Raw genomic sequence first — 23,218 nt, forward strand, 5'->3', positions numbered from 1 at the left:
AACATGGAAAGAAAAGTCATCGTAATCGAGTATGAACCCAGATATGTGAAACGTATCACTGAGGCTTTAACGGAGGCTGGTCTGGAGTATCTCATTGCCAAGGATGGGGAAGAGGGGTGGGCAATGGTGCAAAAAGAACAGCCGGAAATTGTCTTTATGTCCGCTGTTCTTCCCAAAATGCGGAGTAACGATCTTATTTCGAAAATTAGAAAAGATTCTGAACTGACCGAAGCAAAAATCATTCTTATGCTTACCGGCGTAAGCGATCAGGAAATTACCAGCGAGGCAAAGAAACGAAATGTTTCCATGCTTCTCCCAAAACCTTTCTCAAAAGAGCGGGTCATGGAGATTCTTCAGACCTGCCGGGGGGATGCGGCGGAACCGGCTGCCGAAGCCGCGATTGACGAAACGGTACGCCTCCCCATTCAGCCGGAGACACCCGCACCGGATAAACCGGAGACCCCCGCACCGGATAAAGATGATCTTATTGATGCCGTAAAGGATGGCGGTGACAAATTATCCTCCGAGGATCTTTTTGGAGAGATTATTGATGATAAACCCCGTCCCGAAGAGCCAAAGAAGGAACCCGGGGCTGATCAACCTGCTCCGCGAAAAACAGCACCCCTGGAACAAGGCGCTGCACCCAAAACTCCGGTTCCGGAACCCAAACCTGCAGTACCTCCCACTTCTGCTCCCCCGCCATCGAAACCAAGGGTTACGCAGGTCGATAACCTTCTGGAAAAAACCCTCACAGATATCAAAGTTCCACAGCGAAAAACAGCTTCGACTCCGCCTGCAGCGAAATCAGACGATCTCGAAAAGAGGTTGACAGAAACCCTTGCAGGGCTTGACCTGGCCGCTCCTGCCCCTCGAAAGAGACCCGCCCCGGAACCTCCGGCAGCCCCCACACCTGCTCCCCAGGCCAGGCCGCCGGAAGCGGCTCCCGCCCAACCTCCGGCACCACCGAAGGAAGCTCCGCCGGCACCCGCTCCCCCTCCTGCTCCCCCCAGGGCAGAAGCTCCCGCGGAAGAGAAAAAACCGGAGCCGGCTCCACCCAAACCTGAGGAAAAGGAACCTTCGGCTCCCAGGGTAGAGAAAGAGGATGAGAATACATTCGGTCAGTATGTCATGATCGAAAAGCTGGCGACGGGCGGAATGGCTGAAATCTATAAAGCCAAGATGAAGGGTGTTGAGGGGTTCGAGAAGCTCGTTGCATTGAAAAAAATTCTACCCCACCTGTCTCAAAACAATGAATTTACCACCATGTTCATTGATGAGGCCAAGGTTGCGGCTCAGTTAAATCACAGGAACATTATTCACATCTACGATCTTGGAAAGATCAAAGATTCTTACTTTATTGCGATGGAATATGTGGATGGACTCGATTTACGATCCATCCTTCTCTCCCTGAAAAAGAGTTCCCTGATCCTGCCCCCTGCCATCGCGGTTCAAATTGCTGATCATCTTGCATCCGCGCTGGCTTACGCCCATGCGCGGAAGGACATGCAGGGCGATGATCTGGGGATCGTTCACAGGGATGTTTCGCCTCAAAATATTCTGATTTCCCGGGACGGAGAAGTGAAGCTGATCGACTTTGGGATTGCCAAAGCCGCATCCAAGGCAAGCCATACCCGGGCAGGAGCTCTTAAGGGCAAACTTCAGTACATGTCACCTGAGCAGGCCTGGGGTAAAGAGATTGACCATCGTTCCGATATTTTCTCCCTTGCTACCGTACTCTATGAGATGATTTCGGGTCGACAGCTTTTCTCGGGCGACAGTGAGATTTCAATCCTGGAAAAGGTGCGGAACCCGGAGTATGTCCATCTGTCGAAAACTATGAAGGATGTTCCTCCCGAGCTCGATGACATTTTAAGCAAAGCCCTGCAGAAAAACAAGGAAGACCGATACCAGGATGCCGAAGAATTTCGCGCGGCACTGGAGGGAGTGCTGGAAAACTTCCGACCTCTTCCCGCACAAAAAGACTTTGCGACCCTTGTTGCCTTCAGCCTCGAAGAAGCAAAGTCACCTCAGTGGTCTTCCTTTGCCTATTTACCCAAGGAAACAGAAAAAGCTTCCGCCAGGCAGGAACCCAGGACTGAGCCTAAACCTGAGCCAAAGCCGGAATCCAAGCCGGAACCCAAACCGGAGAAAAAGACAGAGCCTAAGAAAAAGTCAGAAGCCGAGCCGGTTAAAGAAAAACCGGAACCCAAACCTGTCCAGGAAGAAACAGCCCGCAAGAAATCGGCTTCTCCCATGCTCGAATCCCTCGAGATGGAGGGAGAAAAGAAGAAATTTCCGATTATCTGGGTTGGCATTGCTGCGGCTGTTATCATTGGTGTTATTGCGATCTTTACCCTGACGGGCGGCAGTAAACAGGAAGAACCACCCCAGACACCGCCTGCCCAGACGCAGCAAAAACCCGAAGCGACACCGGAGGAAACTCCCTCGGAACCCCAGGAAGAGCCCGGCAAAGAAACTACAGCAAAACCAAAACCTGAACCGGCCTCCACACAGAAACCCGAGTCGAAACCTGTGGAAAAGCCCCAGGAGAAACCTATAGAACCTCCCTCCGCACAATCAAAGCCTGAACAGACGAAACCTGAACCGCCAAAGGAACAGCCTCCTGCCGCAACCCCGGCTGAAAAACCGACCGAGGAAGCTCCTTCCAAGGAAGAGGCGGTACCATCCACCAAACCCGCCGAAACCAAAGTGGAGCCGCCAAAAGCGGAGCAGCCCAAACCGGAAGTAAAACCACAGGAAAAGCCGGTGGAGCAGACTCCCAAGGACATCGTCCCTCCCAAACCCCAGTTTAATGAGGGTGACCTGGTACCCGTGGGAACTCCGGACCTTGTGGCTCCCGTTCTCAAGAACAAACCACAGCCCCGCTACCCGACGCAGGCCAAGCGGCAGAATATTGAAGGAATCATCGTCGTCCAGGTACTCGTGAATGAAAAGGGTAAAGTAGAAGATGTTAAAGCCCTTACAAAGAAACCGTTTATTACGGAAGCAGCCATTCGAGCGGCGGAAGATGCGACATTTTCTCCCGCCACCTATATGGGAAAGAAGGTCAAGACCTATTTCACCTTGACCTATAACTTCACATTACGTTAAGGAGGTTTGGATCATGCCCATTAGCGAGGAACAGAAACAGTTCTACGAATCCGTAATGGAGAACACCCGTCGGGAGATCCAAGACATCGACGCCCAGATCGAAGAAGAGATGGCCAAGGTGCGGGAAAGATTGGCCGAACTGCAAAATGGGAAAGCTGCGGCCCAGCAGATGTATGCTGCCGCCTGTCTGAGACTTGGTATCCCCAACGACATGGAAGAGGAAGAAGAAGGCGAAGCTTAAGCTTCCCTCGTTTTTTCTCTTTTTCATCCTGCTGTCAGCGCCCCTCCTCCCCAGGGGAGGAGGGGATTCTTTTAGGGTAATTGCAGCGGCTCCCAACATTGAGGAAATTATTGTTGCCCTGGGGATGAAGGATTCCATCGTGGGAGTAGGGCTTCGGTCTTCTCTCCCGGACCTTCCAAGGGTAGCAGGGATGAAAGTAGAACTGGAGCGTGCAGTTTCACTGCATCCGACCCACCTTTTTATCCTTCCATACCAGGAAACTCCTGTTCTGCGTGATTTGTCAGAACGCTTCTCTGTGAGTGTAACCACCCTGTCCTTTGATTCTTTTGAGGACATTGCGACATCCATTCAAACCGTCGGAAGACTTCTGGGTAGAGAGAGTCAGGGAAGTGATCTTGCTTATCAGATCAGGAACCTACCTGTTTCCCCATCACGAAATGTCCGGGGATTGTACGTCATCTGGTGGAAGCCTATCACCGTAGCCGGTTCCGGCTCCTACGTTCTTGACATGCTGGAACGGGCCGGAATTTCAGGGATGGATACGGGATCCCGGCCCTACCCCACTCTATCCCGGGAGTCCCTCGTAACATTTCATCCGGATATTGTTCTTTACGCCGATGAAGCGGGGCCACCACCGGCATCCATTCGAAAACTACTCTCAACTCATTGGATTTCGGTACCGGCTGACCTCTTCAGCCGACCCGGCCCGGCTCTTCTCAAAGCCTATCCTGAATTAATCCTGCATGTACAGAGAAATCTTCAATGAAATCGTTGGGAATGTCTGTTTCGGTCAGCCCTGTTCAGGCCTGAAGACTTCCACCCGGTTTCTTCCATTTTCTTTCGCCCGGTATAGAGCAATATCTGCCTGTTTCAGCAGGTGCTCCGGATTATCCGGTGTTTCCTCACCGCTGTACCCCGCGACGCCAAAAGATGCCGTAACAGAAAGCTGACGTTCTCCGGCTTCGATCCGCACTGACTGGATAAGAGAACGAATTCTTTCTGCCATTTTTATGGCATTTTCAAGATCTGTCTGAGGAAGAAGAATAAAGAACTCCTCGCCACCGTAGCGGGCCAGAACATCATACTCTCTCATGGAAAGTTTCAGAATATTTGCCACCTTTACCAGAACCTGGTCCCCGACATCATGGCCATAAGCGTCATTCAACTGCTTAAAGTGATCGAGATCCAACATGATTCCGGAAACGGGATGGTGATTGCGTGCTCCCCGGTTGAATTCCTCTGAGAGGCGTTTCATCAGGAAACGTCGATTAAAACATTCCGTTAATGGGTCATGAAGAGAGAGTCTTCGGATACCTTCCTGGGCCTCTTTGAGGCGAAGCATGACCTTGACCCTGGCCATAAAGATCTTTTCCTGGATCGGCTTCATGACATAGTCCACTGCCCCAAGTTCCAGACCGGTTATCAAATCCTCTTCCTCCCGATAGGTTCCGGTGAGGAAAATCACAGGGATTTCCCGGGTACGTTCCCTGGATTTCAGAACCCGAAGGGCCTCATACCCGTTCATACCCGGCATTTGTACATCCATAATAATCATGTCGGGAAGAAATTTTTCCGCAAGAGACAGGGTTTCAATTCCATTGTTTGCGGTTTGTATCTCCACCCCGGGTACAGATTTGGATAACAGCTCTTTTACCTGCCCCCTCACGGAGGCGCTGTCGTCAACGACCAGGATTTTCAACTCAGAACCCCCATCTCTTTCGCAACATGTGTGAAGGCATCTATACAGCGGTCCAGATGCTTCCGTTCATGGACCGCGGACACCTGAACCCGGATTCTCGCCTGTCCCTTCGGGACAACGGGAAAAGAGAACCCAATAACGTAAATCCCCTGGCTTAAGAGCCGGTCTGCCATCTCCTTGGCAACTTTGGCATCATACAGCATGATGGGAACAATCGGATGATCGCCCGGTTTGATGTCAAACCCGGCTGACTCCATGGAAGATCTAAAATATCGGGTATTGTCAAAGAGGCGATCCCTCAGCTCCGTAGTCCGGGAAAGAAGATCGATGACCGCCACGCTCGTTCCGGCGACTACGGGGGAAAGCGAGTTTGAGAAGAGGTAGGGACGGGACCGCTGGCGAAGCCACTCGATCATCTCCATTCTGCCGCTCACACAACCTCCCATGGCTCCACCGAGGGCCTTTCCGAATGTTGTTGTAATGAGGTCGACTTTTCCCAGAAGCCCGGCTCGTTCGTGGGTTCCTCTGCCGGTCCGCCCCACAAAACCCGAGGCATGGGAATCGTCCACCATGAGAATCGCATCATATTGCTCGGTCAGTGCATGGATTTCAGCAAGTGGAGCATAATCTCCATCCATGCTGAACACACCGTCCGTGGCGACAATCCTTCTTTTCAGGCTGGATGATTCCTTCAGCTTTCCTTCCAGATCCGCAAGATCAGCATGCTGGTATATGAAACGTTTCGCCTTGGTAAGACGAATTCCATCAATAATCGAGGCATGGTTCAGGGCATCCGTGATAATGGCACAGTCTTCATCGAGAAAGGGTTCAAAGACACCTCCATTGGCATCGAAACACGCCGCATAGAGAATGGTGTCGTCGGTACTTAAAAATTCGGCGACTTTCTTTTCCAGTGTCTTATGAATTTCCTGTGTTCCGCAAATAAAACGAACCGAGCTCATCCCGTATCCCCACTGATCCAGAGCTTGATGGGCCGCTTTGATTACATCTGGATGGGAGGATAGCCCAAGATAGTTATTGGCGCAGAAATTGATTACCTTCCCCACTCCTTTCACATCAATCTCAGCTCCCTGAGGACCGGAGATAATTCTCTCGTCCTTATAGAGCCCTTCCTGCTTTAAGCCATCCATTGTTTTTCGAAGCTCTTCTCCGTATGAACCGAACATCGCGACCCTCCTGAATTTCTTCTATTACTCTACCATATCCCCGCAGGAGGGTAAATCCGCTTCGGTTCCCACGATTCCATCAATTATATGGTTGACAATGGATGGAGTGAGGATTATCGTATGAGCAAGGGTAAAATTGTTCCCATGTGACAACCTGCACAGGTATTTGGCATTTTTTGTACTACTTTTTAATGTGTTGTGGACTTTCTTTTCCTTAATGGTCCTTGTAGCTTCAGGTACAGCCTGAAATGCAGGAAAAATGTGGACCTGCAGATGAATCGGCCGGAAGAAGGAGGGCTTAATGAAAAATGTACTTTATTTCACATCGATGTTCCTTGCCATCGCCGGGATAGTTATTGCCGCGACCAATGAAATAAAGACAATAGGACAGGGAATGGAATCTGTTCAGATTTATCTCCCCCTTACCTTCCAGGAGAGGGTAGAATGCCGGCGAGCTCTCGAAGAGGTTTTCTATAACCATCGCAGGGCGATGTCCTCCACCCCGGAACTTACCCCCGATTTTAGTACGACGGTGACGGAGGATAACCTCGCGATGAGAGTCCAGACCACCCTCCGGCTTACGGAGGCCCTGAGGATTTTCTGGGGACAAGAGGTTGCAGGAGAGGATCTTCAGGATGAAATCGACCGGATGGTTCGAGAAACAGCGGACCCAGCCGTTCTTCATGAGCTTTTCGATGCGCTGAATAACGATCCCAGGAAGATCGCTGAGTGCCTGGCCCGTCCGCTACTCGTGGACCGCATGGCCAGGCAGATGTACGCCAATGACAGGCAGATCCACGGTGACCTCATGGATCGGGCCGAAGAAGAGTTTGCAGCCGTCACGATCGCTGACGACCTGTTTACTATCGGCGACTATATGGTGGAACACCTCTACCGTAAGGTCCCGGTATTAGGAGACCTGGAACGAAATTCTATTATTGACGGGATTCACCGGGTTCTAGTTCCGGAGGCTGAATGGGAAGACCGTCTGCACACCCTGGTGGAAGAGGCTTCAATCAACCTGAACGGTGGCACTCTCCGGGAGGGTATGAACTACCCGGGACAACTGGTCGAGACCGAGGACCGATTTCTGACAACATTCGTCATATTGGAAGACGCCACTACGATCCGGACCCGGAGCGTGACGTGGATGAAACATCCATTTGACGACTGGTGGGAGGAGGTCTCTCCCGCCATCGAAGCCGCTCCCGCTGAAACGGGGGTTGACTTTTACATCCCTGCGATCGCTAATCCCTTTCGGGCCTACGACCCCTGGACAGCAACGAGCACGACAAGCTGTCCCACAGCCCGCACCAACCACACCGCTGTCTGGACCGGGTCGGAGATGATTGTCTGGGGGGGGAAGAGTGGCACGACCTACTACAACACCGGAGGAATGTACGTCCCGGCCACCAATAACTGGACCGCAACCTCTACAACGGGCGCACCCACGGCGCGCCACCTCCACACAGCAGTATGGTCCGACGTCATCCTCAGGATGATTGTCTGGGCGGGATACGATTCAACCGGAGATGTCGCCACCGGTGCCCTATTCGACCCTGCAGGCGGGACCAACGGTACGTGGACAGCCATGACAACACCCTCCGCAGGCCTGGTCCTGCCCCGGCACGGCCACACGGCCACAGTCTGCGGCAACTCCATGCTCATCTTTGGAGGATGGCTCGACATTTCAGAACTCGGTAACGGGGGAGTCTGGCTCTTTACGGATTCCTGGTCTGCAATGACAACGACAAATTCCCCTGGTGCGAGGATCAAGCATACGCAGGTACCGGGTCTGTGGGGAGGGCTCATGATGATCTGGGGTGGTGGGAACTGGGAGGACACGGGCAAGATGTTTGAGTCCGGCAATGTCTGGACCAATTTTCCGCCCGAAACGGGAGCCCCGGCAGGACGCACCGACCACACGGCCATTGTGACCGGGGATCCCTTTGACATCTATACCAACATGATCGTCTGGGGAGGCTACTCACCCTATATCTCACCCAATTACACCAACACCGGTGGACGGTACTCAATGTATACAATGAGCTGGACCGCCACGTCCACAGGAACCGGGGTCCCCGCCGGCCGGCAATATCACTCAGCCGTTTGGTCGGGCCAGGACATGATCGTCTGGGGCGGATACAACGGCTCGTACCTCAATTCCGGAGGTCTGTACAGCTTCTCTGGAAATAGCTGGCAGGCCACCGACGCCTCCGATCCCCAGACACCGACGGGGCGAATGGACCACACGGCGGTCTGGACGGGAAGTTCGATGGTCGTCTGGGGAGGCATGAATGCGACCCAGAGGTTCAATACGGGAGGCGTCTATCACTACTGCACGGGTTCTCCAACCGTATACGATCCAACCGTCTCCGATGTGAGCTACTGTGACGATTCCGGTGTAGAGATCTCTTTCTCCGTCCCCGACTGGAAGGATTTCGGGGCGGGGACACGAACCGTCACTGTTCTGAGGAACGATGTTCCCATTTCCTCGGGCGGATGCAGCGGTAACATCTACGGTAGCTATACCTGCATCGACAACACAGGGAATAGCGACCAGACTTACACCTACAAGGTGCGATTTGAAAACGGCTGCGCCATGGCCTCCACAACAGGGGGCGTCTCCGGTGTGGACAGAGTAAGCACAGCCCCATCAGGGTTTTCTCTCTCCGTTTACGACGAAGACGGATGTGCCTATTCGGGGATTCGGATCGACTGGGCCGCGAACGCCACAAGCTGGGGCGACTATGGCATGAACACATCCCAGCGGCAATATCGCGTTTTCCGAGGCGCCCTGGGAGGCGGGTGTTCGGGGAGCCCAATCTCCGATTACATACCCTACGGCGATCCGACGACCTATCTGGACACGACGGGCACTCACGATGGGACTTACTGTTACACCGTGAAATACTACAACTCCTGCGACAAGCAAACCTTCACTTCGGGATCATACCAGTCGGACAACAGTAGCAGCGCCCCAACCGGTCTGGGCATCATTACGGCCGTGGACGCCAGTGACTGCACCGACACCGGCATTACGATCACCTGGCCTCGAAATCCTTCCGACTGGGGGGACAACGGCGAAATCGATTCAAGGGCCTACAGGGTCCGGAGAAGCACGGACGGCGTGTCCTGGTCTGCGATTGGGAGCGATATCCCCTACAGCGACAATGTCACCACATATACCGACAACCCTGCCAACAACAATCAGACCTACTACTACCTTGTACGATATAAGAACGGGTGCTCGCTCTATACCGATTCTTCTTCTGCCACAGCAATGGATAAAGTTTCTTCCATACCTTCAGGATTGACTAACAACGGGGGCTCCGACCCCGATCTCTGCCTCGATACAGGCGTTACGGTCACCTGGGCCCAGGAGCCTGCCAGCTGGAATGACAACGGTGTAGGAACGAGGACTTACGTGGTTTATCGAAACGGAGGCACGCTCTCATCCGGCGGATGCTCGGGGAGCAAGAGCTACGGGACCACGTCCTGTACGGACAATACGGGGACAAACGGCACTGCATACACGTACGCGGTTCGATACATCAACGGATGTTCCAATGCAAACGGCACTACCGGAGTATCTCTCACTGACCAGGTGGGAATGGCGCCCACCGGACTGTCGGCCATTACCCTCCAGGACATGGGCGGATGTGACAACGCCGGTGTGGCCCTGAACTGGCAGGAAGATCCCCTCGATTGGGGCGATCATGGCCAGGGAACAAGAACTTACGAAATCCTGCGTGATGGGAGCACGATCGCTACGGACATTACGGAGGGTAACACTGGATACCTCGACCCTGACGGGGTGGATGGAGAGTGGTACCTCTACTCCGTCATCTACAGGAACGGCTGTGATATTACGTCGGAGACCGATGGCCTCATCGGCCGTGACAGCACAGGCGACGATAATGATGGGGACGGCCACTGCGCCGCTAACGACAACTGCCCGGTTGCCGCCAATCCCGGCCAGGAAGACGGAGATGTGGACGGCCTCGTTGCCTTCTGGCGCTTTGATGAGGGTACGGGAACAATAGCCTACGACAATTTCGGGTCGAGTGACGGTACGATCAGCGGGGCCGCCTATGTCCCTGGCCACCAGGGCGCCGCCCTCACCTTCGACGGTATTGACGACAAGGTTTTCGGCACGTGGAACCAGCCTTTCGGGTCCGAGGTTACCCTCATGGCTTGGTTTAGAAGTCCCGGTGGCGGGGAAAACAACCCTCGCCTGGTTGAATTTTCTGATGAGACCGGCCATTCGGGCCAGAGCTGTGCCATCGTCTTCGAGCCGACAGGGGGCCTCCGAGCCTGGGTCACCGACGAGGCAACGGGACAGCGGGGCGGACAGGTGGACACCTCGGAAGAGATCTGGGGAGACAACCAGTGGCACCTGGCGACCTTTACCTACGACGGAACAACGGGACGTCTCTACGTGGATGAAGGCTTGATCATTTCCGGCTCCGACTCTCCCACTTCCGACATCCAGGACGGCCTGACGTGGGTCGTAGGTGGATACTACATCGACACGAACAATACATTCTCAGGCTCCATCGACGAAGTGGCCATCTTCAACAGGAAGCTCGAACTGGATGAAATCCAGGCTATCTTTGCCGGAGGCGTGGGGGACGGTGCGGGAGACACATGCGACAACTGTCCCGACACCGTCAACCCGGACCAGGAGGACGTGGACATCCCCGGCAACGTGGCCGCCTGGCGCTTCGACGAGGGAGGAGGAATGGCGGCCCATGACTCCTCCGGGAACGGCGCGGACGGTGCGATCGTGGGAAGCCCGATGTACTCCACAAACGTCCCGGCAGCCCTCACCGGGGATCCCTACAGCCTGAGCTTCGACGGTGCCACCAATAAAGTTCAGGGAACCTGGAGTCAGGCCTTCGGAGCGGAGATCACCCTCGCCGCCTGGTTCAAGAGCCCCGGCGGAGGATCCGGATCCCCACGCCTCATCGAAATCTCCGATGCCAGCGGGGACTGGAACCACAGTCACGCGCTCGTCTACGACACTGATGGGGCGCTGAGGGGGTGGACCACGGGAGAGGGAACCACGACCCGGTACGGAGTTGTGGACACCGACACAATCACATGGACCGACAACCAGTGGCACCTGGCTGTATACACCTTCGACGGGACAAACGGGAAAATCTACGTGGACGATGGCCTGGTCCTGGCAGGACCCGACGATCCCGCCACCAACCTTCAGGACAGTGAAACCTGGGTCGTGGGTGGGTACTATCTGACCAACACCCACCCTTTCCTGGGGATGATCGATGAGGCCGCCGTCTTTGACAGAGCCCTGAACCTTGAAGAGATCCAGGCCATGTACGCCGCCGGCCTGGGGGATACCGTAGGGAACCTCTGCGATAACTGCCCGACGGTAAGAAACAGCGACCAGGCTAACTTTGATGGTGACGGCCTTGGCGATACCTGCGATCCCGATGATGACAACGATGGCGAGGATGACGCCACGGACTGTGCCCCCTTCGACAGCACCATCTGGACAACCCCCCGGAATCCTGTGGCCGACCTTGGCCTCTCGGGCAACGCGCCGACGACACTGACCTGGACGGAACCTGCGGGCTCCGGGTGCAGTGATCCGGTCTACGATGTTCTCCGAAGCACCTCACCCTCCAACTTCTCCGGAGCCGATTGCATCGCATCCGATGACATCAATACGTCGGCAGCGGACAACGACAGCGCACCTTCCGCGGGGAACTGCTACTTTTACCTGGTCAGGATCGAAAACAACTGCGGCAGCAACATGGGAAGTGGCTCCGACGAAATACCCCGCACGGGAAAAATTTGCCCATGAGGGCACAGGAGGTTCTTATCACAAAGGCTGCAGGTCCGCCTGCAGCGGACTGCCCTCGGTGAAAGTGCGAGTGAATACGGACTGTGCGCGGGAGGAGAACAGCCCCGGGTAAGAAGGGCCCTGGCACCTTGCCATCAATGACCCGCCATCTGTGTTTTCCCCGGGTGAACCTGAACCGAATTACCCTTACGGAAATCCCGGTCAGCTTATCCGTTTATTCTCGCGTATGGGGTGACTGCAGTGTCAGATCTGCTTCGAAGAGGGACGGCATAAGCTCGATATCCTGCAATACTGGAGCATTCTGCATCGTAATTTCTACAGTCTGAGACTGATATCCGGCTCTCGAAACGGTAAGATGGTAGGACGCATTGGGGATGGGAAAGAAAAAATACCTTCCATAGAAATCGGTGAGCCGAGCCGATTGATGGGGGTCCCTCGGCATTTCGTCGATCTCAATGGTAGCGTTATCCAGAGGTAAACCGGTGATCCCATCCAAGACATGGCCGGTGACCCAGGCGCCATCCAGGAGGTAGGTCAAAAAGAATCCCCAGCCATTCCTTTGCCTTTCCACGGTTTTATCCCTCCAGGTGGCATAATCGGGATGAAACATACCAGACCCGGTCGAATTGACTTCAATCGTGTACCCGTATGTTCCATACCTCGTATAAGGCTCGTCGGTAGATGCCCCATCGGTTAGATAGAGGACTTCCCCTGACGTGCCCATGGGCCAGTGGCCCGTCCTGCCCAGATCGTCCTCCATTTGCAGGTTAAGGAGGGCTCCGATTCTCCTCAGACTGTCATAATCCGGAGTCGAAGCACAGCCGTAGGGCCAGATAATGTAAGGGCCGTAACTGTGATAACTCAAATAGAAGACGGGATGAATCTCGTCCATGAGAGCGATCATTGCCTGAGTTTCAGGCTCTGAAGTCGCCCCGGTTCCACGGAACGTTTCATCAAAACAGTTCCCGGAAGATCCCCGGCATTCATTCCAGGTTGCCGGATAGTTTCTATTCAGGTCAACAGGACATTGCGGATTCCTGTTTTTTCTCCACCAGATATCGTTATTAAAAACGTATTCAATTCCATCCGGATTTACCATGGGAACAATCCAGATCTCCAGATTGTCGATCCATTCCGTCACCCTGACATCGGTTCCATAATTCGAGGTAAGGTACTCAATCGCATCCCTGGCGATTTCTGAAGTCATGACTTCCCTGGCATGGTGTTGACAATCCATCAGAAAGACCGGCTCATCTTCATCCAGGACCGCATGATCAGAGATTTTGACAGCATATATTTTGTGGCCTTCATAGAGCGAATCCGATAGAACACGCAGTTCCACAATGGATGGATAAGTAGAGGCAATTTCAAGAAGAAAGGCTTCCATCTCACCCGGACTGGTGTAACTATCCAGTGCTCTCATGGAGGGGGAAGTCAATTCCGTTACTGTGAAAGGTGTTTCCGTCCTGAATATCAATTCCTGATACTCATGATCGGATACCACGACATCAACGGTTCCTCCCTCCCTGTCCACTCTGGCAATATCCATCCCGCGGTCAGATAATTCCTGCACGAGAAGGTGTGCCTCCGGGCTGTGCAGCTGAATGATCCGCTTTGCTTGCTGAGCCTGAAGAACCGGCGAAGGGATCAGGAATGATAGAATCATGATGGTAAGAAAAAAACGTACAGATTTCATTTGCGTGCCTCCCTGGAACAGCTGTAAAGGTACTTGCTTACCGGTCCGTAAACCTGGTAAAAAATTTAGTTTGTCTTTCCTCGTTTATTACAACCTGAAACCTGAGATGTCCGGCATGGAATTGCCTTGCTGTCGAAAGGTCCACCGTCCATATTTCTTCTGGAGAAAGAACCTCCACGGTCAGGGGATCATCAGCGATTCTTGCGACCATCCATCCGCGTCCGAGGCTGATTCGTCCCTCAAGGCGAAAAAGATCACCTGCAGCCGCAACACCTGGAATAATGATCAGTGGATCGGGCCCACCCACCAGACATTCATCCTCGATGGGATTCTTGACTGCAGGGAAATGGTCCGGCACACGAAACGTCATGGGGTCTCTTCGACTGAAGGTGAGCGTAAGAACACCGTTGTCATGCAGGGCTGTCCCCTTGCCCATCAATCGTGGTGGGCGACCTCCAAGGGTTTCCCGGAACCATCGCCCTGAGACACACCATCCGTCCGGCGAAGGAACCAGGCTCCCCTGAATCATTTCCTGCATAGAAAAACTCATGGTTCAGTTGCTATACGGCAGACCCCGTCGAAAGTTTCTTGGACCTGCCCTGCTATTTTCCCGTAAACTCTGCTGGTCGTTTTTCCAGAAACGCCTTCGTACCTTCCTGCATATCTTCGGTGGAAAAGAGCGCAGCAAAAAGATGAGCTTCCAGATTGCATCCATGGCCAAAAGGCATATCCACACCGTTATGGATCGCTTCGCGTGCAAATCGAACCGCTACAGGAGCTTGAACCGCAATCTCCGAGGCAAGTTTTTCCGCTTCATTCAGCAGAACATCCGGAGCGTACACATGGTTGACAAGTCCGATACGCAGGGCTTCGGCGGCATCAATCATGCGGCCGGAAAGCGTCAGTTCCATTGCCATGCCCCGTCCCACGAGCCTGGGAAGTCTCTGTGTTCCGCCATAACCTGGAATAATTCCCAGTTTCACTTCAGGTTGGCCAAATTTTGCCTTTTCTGATGCCAGGCGAATATGACACGCCATGGCCAGTTCGCAGCCCCCGCCCAGGGCAAAACCGTTGACGGCAGCAATGACCGGTTTGGGATAATCCTCGATTCGAGAAAAGAGCGCCTGCCCTCTAAGAGCCATAGTCCTGGCCTCTACAACGGACAGCCTGGCGATTTCAGCAATATCGGCTCCCGCGACAAAGGCCTTTTCACCTGATCCCGTTAGAATCAGAACCTTCACATCCTCCCGGGTTTCCAGTTCATTCAAAACTTCTTCCAGGTCATCCAGAACCGCATCGGATAGTGCATTGAGCTTGTCAGGGCGATTCATGGTAATGCGTGCAACTGACTCCTTGACATCGACAAGAACAAACTGCTGGGACATACATCACCTCCATGGGTTGTGAACGCATTGTACACCATCACTGTCAGGGTGCAAGCCTCTGGTACAATATTGCCATGGCCGAACTGGAACTTTCCGTTGTGCTCCCCTGCCTTAACGAAGAGGAAACGATTGGTTCCTGTATTGAAGAGATCAAGTCGACCCTCCATGAATCAGACATCGATTATGAGATTGTAATTGCCGACAATGGATCCACGGATCGATCTGTAAATATTTCGCAAAAACTTGGCGCAAGAGTTGTTCACGTAGCCCGGCGCGGTTACGGAAACGCCTACCTTGGAGCCATTCCCGAAACAATGGGCCGTTTCATCCTGATGGCGGATTCCGATATGTCCTATGACTTCAAGGAGATCCCTCGATTCATGGCTGCAGCCCGGGAAGGGGCGGATCTGGTCCTTGGATCCAGGCTGCGCGGCTCGATTGATCCCGGGTCAATGCCCTTTTTGCATCGTCACCTGGGGACTCCCGTTCTTACACTTCTGCTCAACCTTATGTTCAGGACCTCGATCTCCGACAGTCAGTCGGGAATGCGTATCTTCACCCGGGAGGCATGGAACCAAATGAACCTTGGTTCTCCAGGTATGGAGTACGCATCCGAAATGCTTGTCAAAGCGGCACGGCTGGGGCTTACAATCCGGGAAATCCCCATCCACTTTCGGAAAGACGGCAGAACACGCCCTCCTCATCTTCGATCGTTCCGGGATGGCTGGCGCCACTTACGATTTCTCTTCCTGTTCAGCCCCTTCTATCTCTTTCTTCTGCCCGCCGCACTTTTTACGGTTTCGGGCATCCTTTCCCTGGGTCTGAGCCTGTACGGGCTGCAGCTTTTCGGAAGAACGTACTCCTTTCACATGAGCCTGCTGGGTCTTGTTCTTCTTGTCGTGGGTAACCAGATCCTGCTCTTCGGACTCTTTGCCAGGCTCCACCCTCTTGCCCGTGCGGCAAGGGGCGATCGTCTTGAGCTTTGGTTCAGAGAACGTTTCCGTCTTGAGCCGTGGATGATTCTTTTCACAGGGCTGACCCTCATTGGCCTTGCAGGAGACCTCTTACTTCTGGCCCGATGGATTCTTGATGGAATGGGGACAATACCCTCGAGAGAATCCGTTTTAATCATCACCCTTGCCGCCATGGTTATTACGGGCATTCAGGGATTCTTTGCCGGTCTGTACCTTTCCGTACTCCATATCAACCGTTACGGTTTAAAATAGATTGATTGAAATAATTGTTCTAATAATGATAGGATGTTCTGCAGGAAGACCTTTGAAGGGGGTTATACATGAGACGCATTCTGATTGTTGCATTCATCATGATCACTACCATTCTCTGGGCACAGGCACCCAGTCGGGTACAGGGAAAGGTTACAAACTCCGAGGGAGAACCCATTCCGGATGTTAAGATCTCCGTGACCGATCAGAAAATCGAATCCAACGCCAAAATCCTTACAACAGACAAGAAAGGGTACTATTCCATCGCGGTAACCGATGGAACGCACACCTATCTTTTCCTCCTGGAAAAAGAAGGCTATGTATCCTGGCAGGAAGTGATCAAACCGACCATTTTCGACACCCTGGAGAAAAATTTTGTCCTCAAAACTCAGGAAGAGGCCAATGAGATGCAGCGGCAGAAAATGCTGGAAGATAAGCCTCATCTTGGAAAATATGAGGAAGGCCGTCTGTTGCTCCTGGATAACAAGCTTGCTGAAGCGGAAGCCAAATTCAAGGAGGCTCTGGCTCTGGAGCCCACCTATCATCTTGCTCACCTGGCCCTCGCCAACATCTATTATCAGCAGGGAGATTGCGACAAAGCTGAAAAGGAAGCCAGGATCACCCTTGAAGCGGACGAGGAATCTGCATCGGCCTATGTGCTTCTCATCGGATGTGCCACAAAACGGGGAGACAAAGAAACCGCACTCGCGTACCAGAAGATCCTGGACACACTGCAACCCGACAGCCCTGAAAGCCTGTATAACGCTGCCGCCAACCTCATCAACCAGCAGAACGATGAGGAAGCCGCGAAAAAACTGGAAGAAGCCGTATCCATCGATCCCGAATTTGCAAAGGCCTATTTTGAACTCGGTTTTTGCTACATGAGACTGGGCGATATGGCAAAAGCCAAGGAATATTTGCAGAAATACATTGAAAAAGCTCCGGATGGAGATCGAGTAAATGACGCAAAAGAAGCCATAAAGTGGCTCTGATCCAGTATTAGATCCAAAAGAAAAACCCCGGTTCATCCGGGGTTTTTTCATTTATACTTGAAAAATATGTTTGAGTTCGGACACGATTATCCGCCCTGCATCCTGTCGACTATAACGGGAACCCTCGCCGATAAGTCTGTTTCCTGATGCCTCCCGTCAGAGGCCGGAAATAATGGGCGACTCCCCCTTTGGATTAAATTCCATGACATATACGTAGCCAAAGATGTTGATTTCCTGTTCCCATTCCGCGGCATAGCGGATATAGTCACCCGTTTTTTCCAGAGTAAGGTTCTCCGACTTCAGCGGGATATCAAGTTCTTTAGCCTTTTGAAGAGCAATCGAGCGGAATCCTTCCAGATCTTTGGCGTACTTGGGATAGGACGCCTTGTCCTTGAGGAAGTCCGCGAATTCGGCGGCATGGACCCGAACAGGAATGTACAGGGTCAGGGAATAGCCAAAAACACCCAGTACAATGAAGGCAATAATACAGCCGATATTGGACTTTCCAAGGTTTCTCATAAACACCTCCGTGAATGATTATACCATTACTCATCAAGGCGCAAAATGGATAGAAATGCATCCTGAGGAATTTCAACCCGTCCAACCTGTTTCATCCGTTTTTTTCCCTCTTTTTGCTTCTCCAGCAATTTGCGCTTTCTTGTGATATCCCCACCATAACACTTTGCAATTACATTTTTCCGCAGGGGAGGTATCCGGTCACGTGATATCACTCTCTGTCCCACAGCCGATTGGATGATGACTTCAAAGAGCTGGCGCGGGATAACCTCCTTCAGCTTCTCCACGAGTTTTTTGCCTCTCGTATAGGCCATTTCCTTGTGTACGATGATAGACAGAGCATCGAGCGGCTGCCCGTTGATTAAAATCGTCAACTTGATCAGATCTCCCTCACTGAATCCCAGCAACTGATAATCCATCGTTGCATAACCGCGACTGAATGTCTTCAACCGATCATAAAAATCCATGATGATTTCGGCCAGAGGAAGGTTGTACTCCAGAAGGACCATCTTATGGCCGATGTATTCCATCTTTCTTTGTATTCCCCTTCGTTCCTCACAGAGCTTCAGAAGAGGACCCAGATATTCATCCGGTGTGATGATCGTAACGATCATCCTTGGTTCTTCAATTTTTGCAATATACTGCGTGGGTGGAAGTTCGTCAGGATTGGATATCTCCCGTTCTTCACCACTCGTGAGGTGAACCCTGTAGGAAACCGCGGGAGAGGTCGTAATCAGGTTCAGATCAAATTCCCTTTCCAGCCGCTCCTGTACGATCGACATGTGGAGAAGCCCAAGGAAGCCGCATCGGAATCCAAAGCCCAGCGCCTGGCTGGTTTCCGGTTGAAAGTGAATGGCGGAGTCGTTAAGGGACAACTTGCCGAGAGCCTGGCGGAGCTCCTCAAAATCCCTTGGATCCACGGGGTAAAGTCCGGCAAACACCATGGACTTCATTTCATGAAACCCGGGCAGGGGGGAAGAACAGGGCCTCTCATGAAGGGTAATCGTATCGCCAATTTTGGTCTGGGACAGATCTTTGATCCCGGCGGACAGATAGCCCACTTCCCCGCTCAGGAGTGTATCAATCTCGGTGGGAAAAGGACTGTGGACACCGATCCGGTCAACTTCAAAGCTCCTCTTTGTTGACATGAAACGGATAACATTACCCCGCGAGATCTTTCCGTTCACGACACGTACCAGCATGTGGACACCGCGGTAGGAATCATACCAGGCGTCAATGAGGAGGGCCTGGAGGGGGGCATCATCATCTCCCGTGGGAGGCGGAATGCGATCGATGATCGCATCCAGGACTTTGTCCACTCCAACCCCGGTCTTGGCAGAAACCTGAATGGCATCCTCGGCGGGAATTCCCACAACCCGTTCAATCTGGTCCATCGACATCTCGATATCGGCCGCAGGAAGATCAATCTTGTTCAGAACCGGAATAATGTGTAAATCGTCTGAAATGGCCAGATAGGCGTTGGCCAGAGTCTGAGCCTGAACCCCCTGCGTGGCATCCACGACAAGAAGTGCTCCTTCACACGCGGAAAGGGATCGCGAGACTTCGTAAGAAAAATCCACGTGGCCGGGAGTATCGATGAAGTTCAATTTATACCCTTTGTAGAGGATGGTTACCGCCCGGGATTTGATCGTGATACCATGCTCCCGTTCCACGTCCAGATCATCCAGAATCTGTTGCTTCATTTTTCGAACATCAACGGAGCCCGTATGTTCCAAAAGCCTGTCGGCCAGGGTGGACTTTCCATGGTCGATGTGAGCAATAATGCTGAAATTCCGAATTTTTTTCATGCGTATTGTCCAAGTCTTGGATCGGCATCGAAAAGAACGGGATCGTCAAAACCACAACCGGCCTTTCTGAGGTGAAATGCATGGTGGGCGATCATGGCTGCATTATCGGTGATATATTTCAGTGGAGGCAGGGCCAGGTTCACGCCGCGTTCCGCTGCCCATGCCTGCAGAACACTCTGAAGCCGTGAATTGGCGGCCACACCGCCGGAAACTGCAATACATTCCACAGGATAGGTTTCCCAGAGCTTTCGTACCCGGTCCCAGAGATGGTTTACCACGGCGTTCTGGAACGAGGCCAGGAGATCAAGACCTCGCTGTGTAAGGTTCCCATCCTGAAAAAGGGAATCCCCTTCCCTGTCTACAATCCGGGATACCGCCGACTTGATCCCACTGAAACTGAAATCCAGAGATCCATCACTCATTATCGGATTCTTGAAGCGAAATGCTTCCGGGTCCCCACTTCCGGACAATCTGTCAATGACCGGTCCACCCGGATAGGACAGCTTCATCAGCTTTGCCACCTTGTCGAAGGCCTCTCCCGGTGCATCGTCACGGGTTCCATTCAGCCTTTGGATCGTATTCCCCCGGACAAGGTACACGGAAGCGTGGCTGCCTGATACCACTAGACCCAGAAAGGATTCCGGCCGGTTTTTCTCGATAAAGGGAGAAAAGAGGTGACCTTCCAGATGATTGATACCCAGGAGAGGGATCCCCGAAGAGAGGGCGAGGCTCCGGGAAAACGCCACACCCACCAGAAGGGCCGCAATCAGACCGGGTCCCCTGGTCACAGAAATCAGGTCAACATCGGACAGGGTGAGACCCGTCTTTTTCCAGATTGATTCATAGAGGACAGGAAGATTGATGAGGTGGTGCCGTGCGGCGATTTCGGGAACAACCCCATGAAAGGGACGGTGAACCTCGATCTGAGTCGAGGTTATCTGATCCAGGACCCGACCCGTCTCTCCCACCAGGGCGACGGAGGTTTCGTCGCAGGAAGTTTCAATACCGAGGACGTATTTCATTGGAGTGCGCGGAGAGATTGATTCAGAGGCGGTTGAGCAATTCCCCGTTCTGTGATGATGGCGCTGATGAGTCGGCCGGGAGTAACATCAAAGGCCGGATGCCAGGCATCGGCGGAATCAGGAGCAATCTTCAGGCCCCGAAAGGCTTTCACTTCCTCAGGATCCCGTTCCTCGATGGGAATGTCATCCCCGGATGCCAATTTCATATCGACGGTAGACCAGGGAGCTGCGATATAAAAGGGTATCTTATGGGCTGCGGCGAGGTGTGCCATTCCATAGGTTCCGATCTTGTTTGCCGCATCCCCGCTGGCAACGATTCGATCCGCCCCCGTAATCACAGCCTGAACGTTTTTTTGCTTCATCGTCCAGCCAACCATATTGTCCGTGATCACCGTTACGTTGATCCCGTCCCTTTGAAGCTCCCATGCTGTAAGACGGGCTCCCTGCAGCCAGGGGCGTGTTTCCGGCACCATAACCATGAGATCCCTGTTTTGTCTGAAAAGACTGCGGATCACACCCAGCGCCGTCCCATATCCTGCTGTAGCCAGAGCTCCTGCATTACAGATGGTCATCACACACCCGACCTGACCAATCAGTTCGGCTCCCAGCTCTCCCATGCGAAGGTTGGCTTCAATATCTTCCTCCATGATTCGATCCGCTTCCGTCTTGAGAAATTTCCAGTCCCCGCCTGATTTTCTCCAGATCCCTTCCATCCTGGATATGGCCCATCCCAGATTCACCGCGGTGGGACGAGTGGCGAGGAGCATCTGTCTGGCGTCCTCAAGATCAATTCCCTCCTTTGCGGCAAGGGCCATACCGTAAGCAGCAGTGACTCCGATTGCAGGCGCCCCCCGCACAACCATATCCCGTATTGCGTCCGCTACGGACTGACAATCCTCACATGTGAGCCATACCTCCTCGGCAGGAAGAACTCGCTGATCCAGCAAAGAAAGGCGACCGTTCCTCCATTTCATGGGCGAAAAGGTTTTAGTTTTCTCAATCATCATGGCCGATTATTGTACACTACTCCACTCCTCTCCCACCCGGGTACGAGATTAACAGTACTTAAGACGGACCCGATAGGTAACGACAACCTCTTCGTCGGGATTGACCGGAACGGGAAATTCAAGGGTAAAGGCATCCATCTTGATAAATGGGTGCGAATGGTTCAACATTTCCCATTCCCCACCTACAGGCTCAATAAGTCTCAGCGTGGCGGGCTCTTTCTTATGGTTCCGAACCTTGATTTCAAAAGCGGATTCTCGGACACAGTCGGATATTACCCGATAATCGGTCTGACGCCTTTCTGTGACCAGATCGAAAGCGTTTCCGAGTGTCAGATAGATCGACTCATCCCGGGGTGTGTGATCGATGGTATCCTCCCCGATGAACTGGGACGAACCGTCCGTATCCCGTTTGTAAACCCGGACTGTACCTTTGGGAAGGGGTAAACCGAGTCCATTCTTCTCAGAATTCATAACTTTGACAGCCACCTCGACTTTGGGCTTCTGGACATCTCCGATTCTCTGGCTGTAGTACCAGCGCTGCCCCCGGGCTATGAACTGCTTTTCAACTCCGAACTCATCTGCGTGCAGCAGCTCAATCTGTTTTTGCTGGCGATCATTCAGCGTGGCGGGCCTCTGAAGAGTGTACATGTGATATTCGAAAAAGGACTTTTCTTCAAATTGGGGTGCGGATTCTGCCAGGACCCCCTTCTGTGCATACCGCATCATCGGCTCTCTATCCTGTACAACGTTGACGTCACCGGCAATGAGCTTCAGGGTGGCATGGGTATAGGTAGCTCCGGAATTGTTCGTCAGCGTGACCCAGCCGATCATGTCTCCACCTGTATCCTTTTCGTCAAGAGTAAAGACATAGTCAGCTTTCCATGTAATATTCTGGGTCAGATACGTCGTCTGAACCCTTGCGCTTCCCTTTTTCGCGTCCAACAGCCAGACAAGAGTCGGCTTTGCGTAAAGGTTGGCGGGAAGCTGCGGAAACTCCAGGTACGCATACGGGGGATTCACCACGATTCTGTCCCCGATCTGCCACACTGTGCCATTATTTGTAGAGAGGAGATGGGCCCTCGTCCGCTTTTCCACGGTTCTGTCTTCATCGCGGTCCAGTCGAACCAGATCGACATCCCGATCCAGGTACTTTTCAAGAAGCTTCTGAGGGGATAAAAGATCAAATTCGTAATTTTGTTCCCGTACCGTAAACTCCGCGCCCGTGATCCCCTTGATGGCCACAGTTTCCGGCATAATCTGCGATGCCACATCCTGGAACCAGAGATTCACCATCCCGCCCGGGAAGTTTACGTTTCTTACCTCATTCACCAGGGCGCGGTTCTGGTTATAAACGGTAAGATGTACCGACTCCTGATCCGATGCATCGGACCTGACAATTCCGGGCTCTTCCGGTGAGGCCGGTTTCACCGTCACCGCACCGCACAGAATACCGAGGGCAAGAATGGATACAATGGTTGGATTTCGCATACTGGATACC

The 23,218-nt window shown here is 53.0% G+C and carries 16 protein-coding genes; 6 read left to right on the forward strand and 10 right to left on the reverse strand.

The genetic code is table 11. The features are described 5' to 3' along the window. Nucleotides 1-3 precede the first annotated feature (3 nt). From PLD04_02395 to PLD04_02405, 3 genes are read left to right on the forward strand one after another with little or no spacing between them, the layout of a single operon-like run. Nucleotides 4-3,111 carry a TonB family protein gene (locus PLD04_02395; GenBank protein ID HXK67169.1) on the forward strand — a complete coding sequence of 1,036 codons (3,108 nt, stop codon included), beginning with the start codon at nucleotides 4-6 and terminating at the stop codon, nucleotides 3,109-3,111. A 13-nt stretch (nucleotides 3,112-3,124) separates the two neighbouring features. Continuing rightward, on the forward strand, nucleotides 3,125-3,352 hold the full coding sequence (locus PLD04_02400; GenBank protein HXK67170.1) for a hypothetical protein: 228 nt from the start codon (nucleotides 3,125-3,127) through the stop codon (nucleotides 3,350-3,352). Next, complete coding sequence (locus PLD04_02405; protein HXK67171.1) at nucleotides 3,306-4,118, forward strand: ABC transporter substrate-binding protein; 813 nt, start codon at nucleotides 3,306-3,308, stop codon at nucleotides 4,116-4,118. The genes PLD04_02400 and PLD04_02405 overlap by 47 nt, the downstream gene beginning before the upstream one ends. 24 nt (nucleotides 4,119-4,142) lie before the next feature. Here PLD04_02405 and PLD04_02410 read toward each other — a convergent pair whose 3' ends face one another. Continuing rightward, nucleotides 4,143-5,051: a diguanylate cyclase gene (locus tag PLD04_02410; protein HXK67172.1), complete on the reverse strand. Its 909-nt coding sequence runs from the start codon at nucleotides 5,049-5,051 to the stop codon at nucleotides 4,143-4,145. After that, on the reverse strand, nucleotides 5,048-6,238 hold the full coding sequence (gene kbl / locus PLD04_02415; protein HXK67173.1) for a glycine C-acetyltransferase: 1,191 nt from the start codon (nucleotides 6,236-6,238) through the stop codon (nucleotides 5,048-5,050). Before kbl ends, PLD04_02410 begins: the two co-directional genes overlap by 4 nt. 301 nt (nucleotides 6,239-6,539) lie before the next feature. On the opposite strand from kbl, the gene PLD04_02420 reads away from it, so the two are divergent. After that, nucleotides 6,540-12,071 (forward strand): LamG domain-containing protein, encoded by a 5,532-nt coding sequence (locus PLD04_02420; protein HXK67174.1) that lies wholly within the window; start codon nucleotides 6,540-6,542, stop codon nucleotides 12,069-12,071. Between the two features lie 214 nt (nucleotides 12,072-12,285). On the opposite strand, the gene PLD04_02425 is transcribed toward PLD04_02420, so the two are convergent. From PLD04_02425 to PLD04_02435, 3 genes are all read right to left on the reverse strand, one after another. After that, on the reverse strand, nucleotides 12,286-13,767 hold the full coding sequence (locus tag PLD04_02425; protein HXK67175.1) for a M14 family zinc carboxypeptidase: 1,482 nt from the start codon (nucleotides 13,765-13,767) through the stop codon (nucleotides 12,286-12,288). A gap of 37 nt (nucleotides 13,768-13,804) precedes the next feature. Continuing rightward, entirely contained in the window at nucleotides 13,805-14,305 is a 501-nt protein-coding gene (locus PLD04_02430; GenBank protein HXK67176.1) for a hypothetical protein, read from the reverse strand. Between the two features lie 64 nt (nucleotides 14,306-14,369). After that, nucleotides 14,370-15,152 (reverse strand): enoyl-CoA hydratase-related protein, encoded by a 783-nt coding sequence (locus PLD04_02435; GenBank protein HXK67177.1) that lies wholly within the window; start codon nucleotides 15,150-15,152, stop codon nucleotides 14,370-14,372. A 74-nt stretch (nucleotides 15,153-15,226) separates the two neighbouring features. On the opposite strand from PLD04_02435, the gene PLD04_02440 reads away from it, so the two are divergent. Together PLD04_02440 and PLD04_02445 are read left to right on the forward strand one after the other, a co-directional pair. Next, on the forward strand, nucleotides 15,227-16,378 hold the full coding sequence (locus PLD04_02440) for a glycosyltransferase family 2 protein (protein ID HXK67178.1): 1,152 nt from the start codon (nucleotides 15,227-15,229) through the stop codon (nucleotides 16,376-16,378). Nucleotides 16,379-16,446: 68 nt separating this feature from the next. Next, nucleotides 16,447-17,367: a tetratricopeptide repeat protein gene (locus PLD04_02445; protein ID HXK67179.1), complete on the forward strand. Its 921-nt coding sequence runs from the start codon at nucleotides 16,447-16,449 to the stop codon at nucleotides 17,365-17,367. A 156-nt stretch (nucleotides 17,368-17,523) separates the two neighbouring features. Here PLD04_02445 and PLD04_02450 read toward each other — a convergent pair whose 3' ends face one another. The 5 genes from PLD04_02450 to PLD04_02470 are packed head-to-tail and all read right to left on the reverse strand — an operon-like array spanning nucleotide 17,524 to nucleotide 23,208. Then, nucleotides 17,524-17,886 (reverse strand): hypothetical protein, encoded by a 363-nt coding sequence (locus PLD04_02450; GenBank protein HXK67180.1) that lies wholly within the window; start codon nucleotides 17,884-17,886, stop codon nucleotides 17,524-17,526. 26 nt (nucleotides 17,887-17,912) lie between these two features. After that, nucleotides 17,913-19,691, reverse strand: a complete 1,779-nt coding sequence (lepA, locus tag PLD04_02455) for a translation elongation factor 4 (protein ID HXK67181.1) — start codon at nucleotides 19,689-19,691, stop codon at nucleotides 17,913-17,915. Next, nucleotides 19,688-20,713 carry a tRNA (adenosine(37)-N6)-threonylcarbamoyltransferase complex transferase subunit TsaD gene (gene tsaD, locus PLD04_02460; GenBank protein ID HXK67182.1) on the reverse strand — a complete coding sequence of 342 codons (1,026 nt, stop codon included), beginning with the start codon at nucleotides 20,711-20,713 and terminating at the stop codon, nucleotides 19,688-19,690. The genes lepA and tsaD overlap by 4 nt, the downstream gene beginning before the upstream one ends. Continuing rightward, nucleotides 20,710-21,717, reverse strand: coding sequence for an S-methyl-5-thioribose-1-phosphate isomerase (mtnA, locus tag PLD04_02465; GenBank protein HXK67183.1), 1,008 nt, complete (start codon nucleotides 21,715-21,717; stop codon nucleotides 20,710-20,712). The genes tsaD and mtnA overlap by 4 nt, the downstream gene beginning before the upstream one ends. A gap of 51 nt (nucleotides 21,718-21,768) precedes the next feature. After that, complete coding sequence (locus PLD04_02470) at nucleotides 21,769-23,208, reverse strand: DUF4139 domain-containing protein (GenBank protein HXK67184.1); 1,440 nt, start codon at nucleotides 23,206-23,208, stop codon at nucleotides 21,769-21,771. Nucleotides 23,209-23,218 lie beyond the last annotated feature (10 nt).

The organism is Thermoanaerobaculia bacterium (assembly GCA_035593605.1).
In the GTDB taxonomy this organism is placed as follows: Bacteria; Acidobacteriota; Thermoanaerobaculia; order UBA2201; family DAOSWS01; genus DAOSWS01.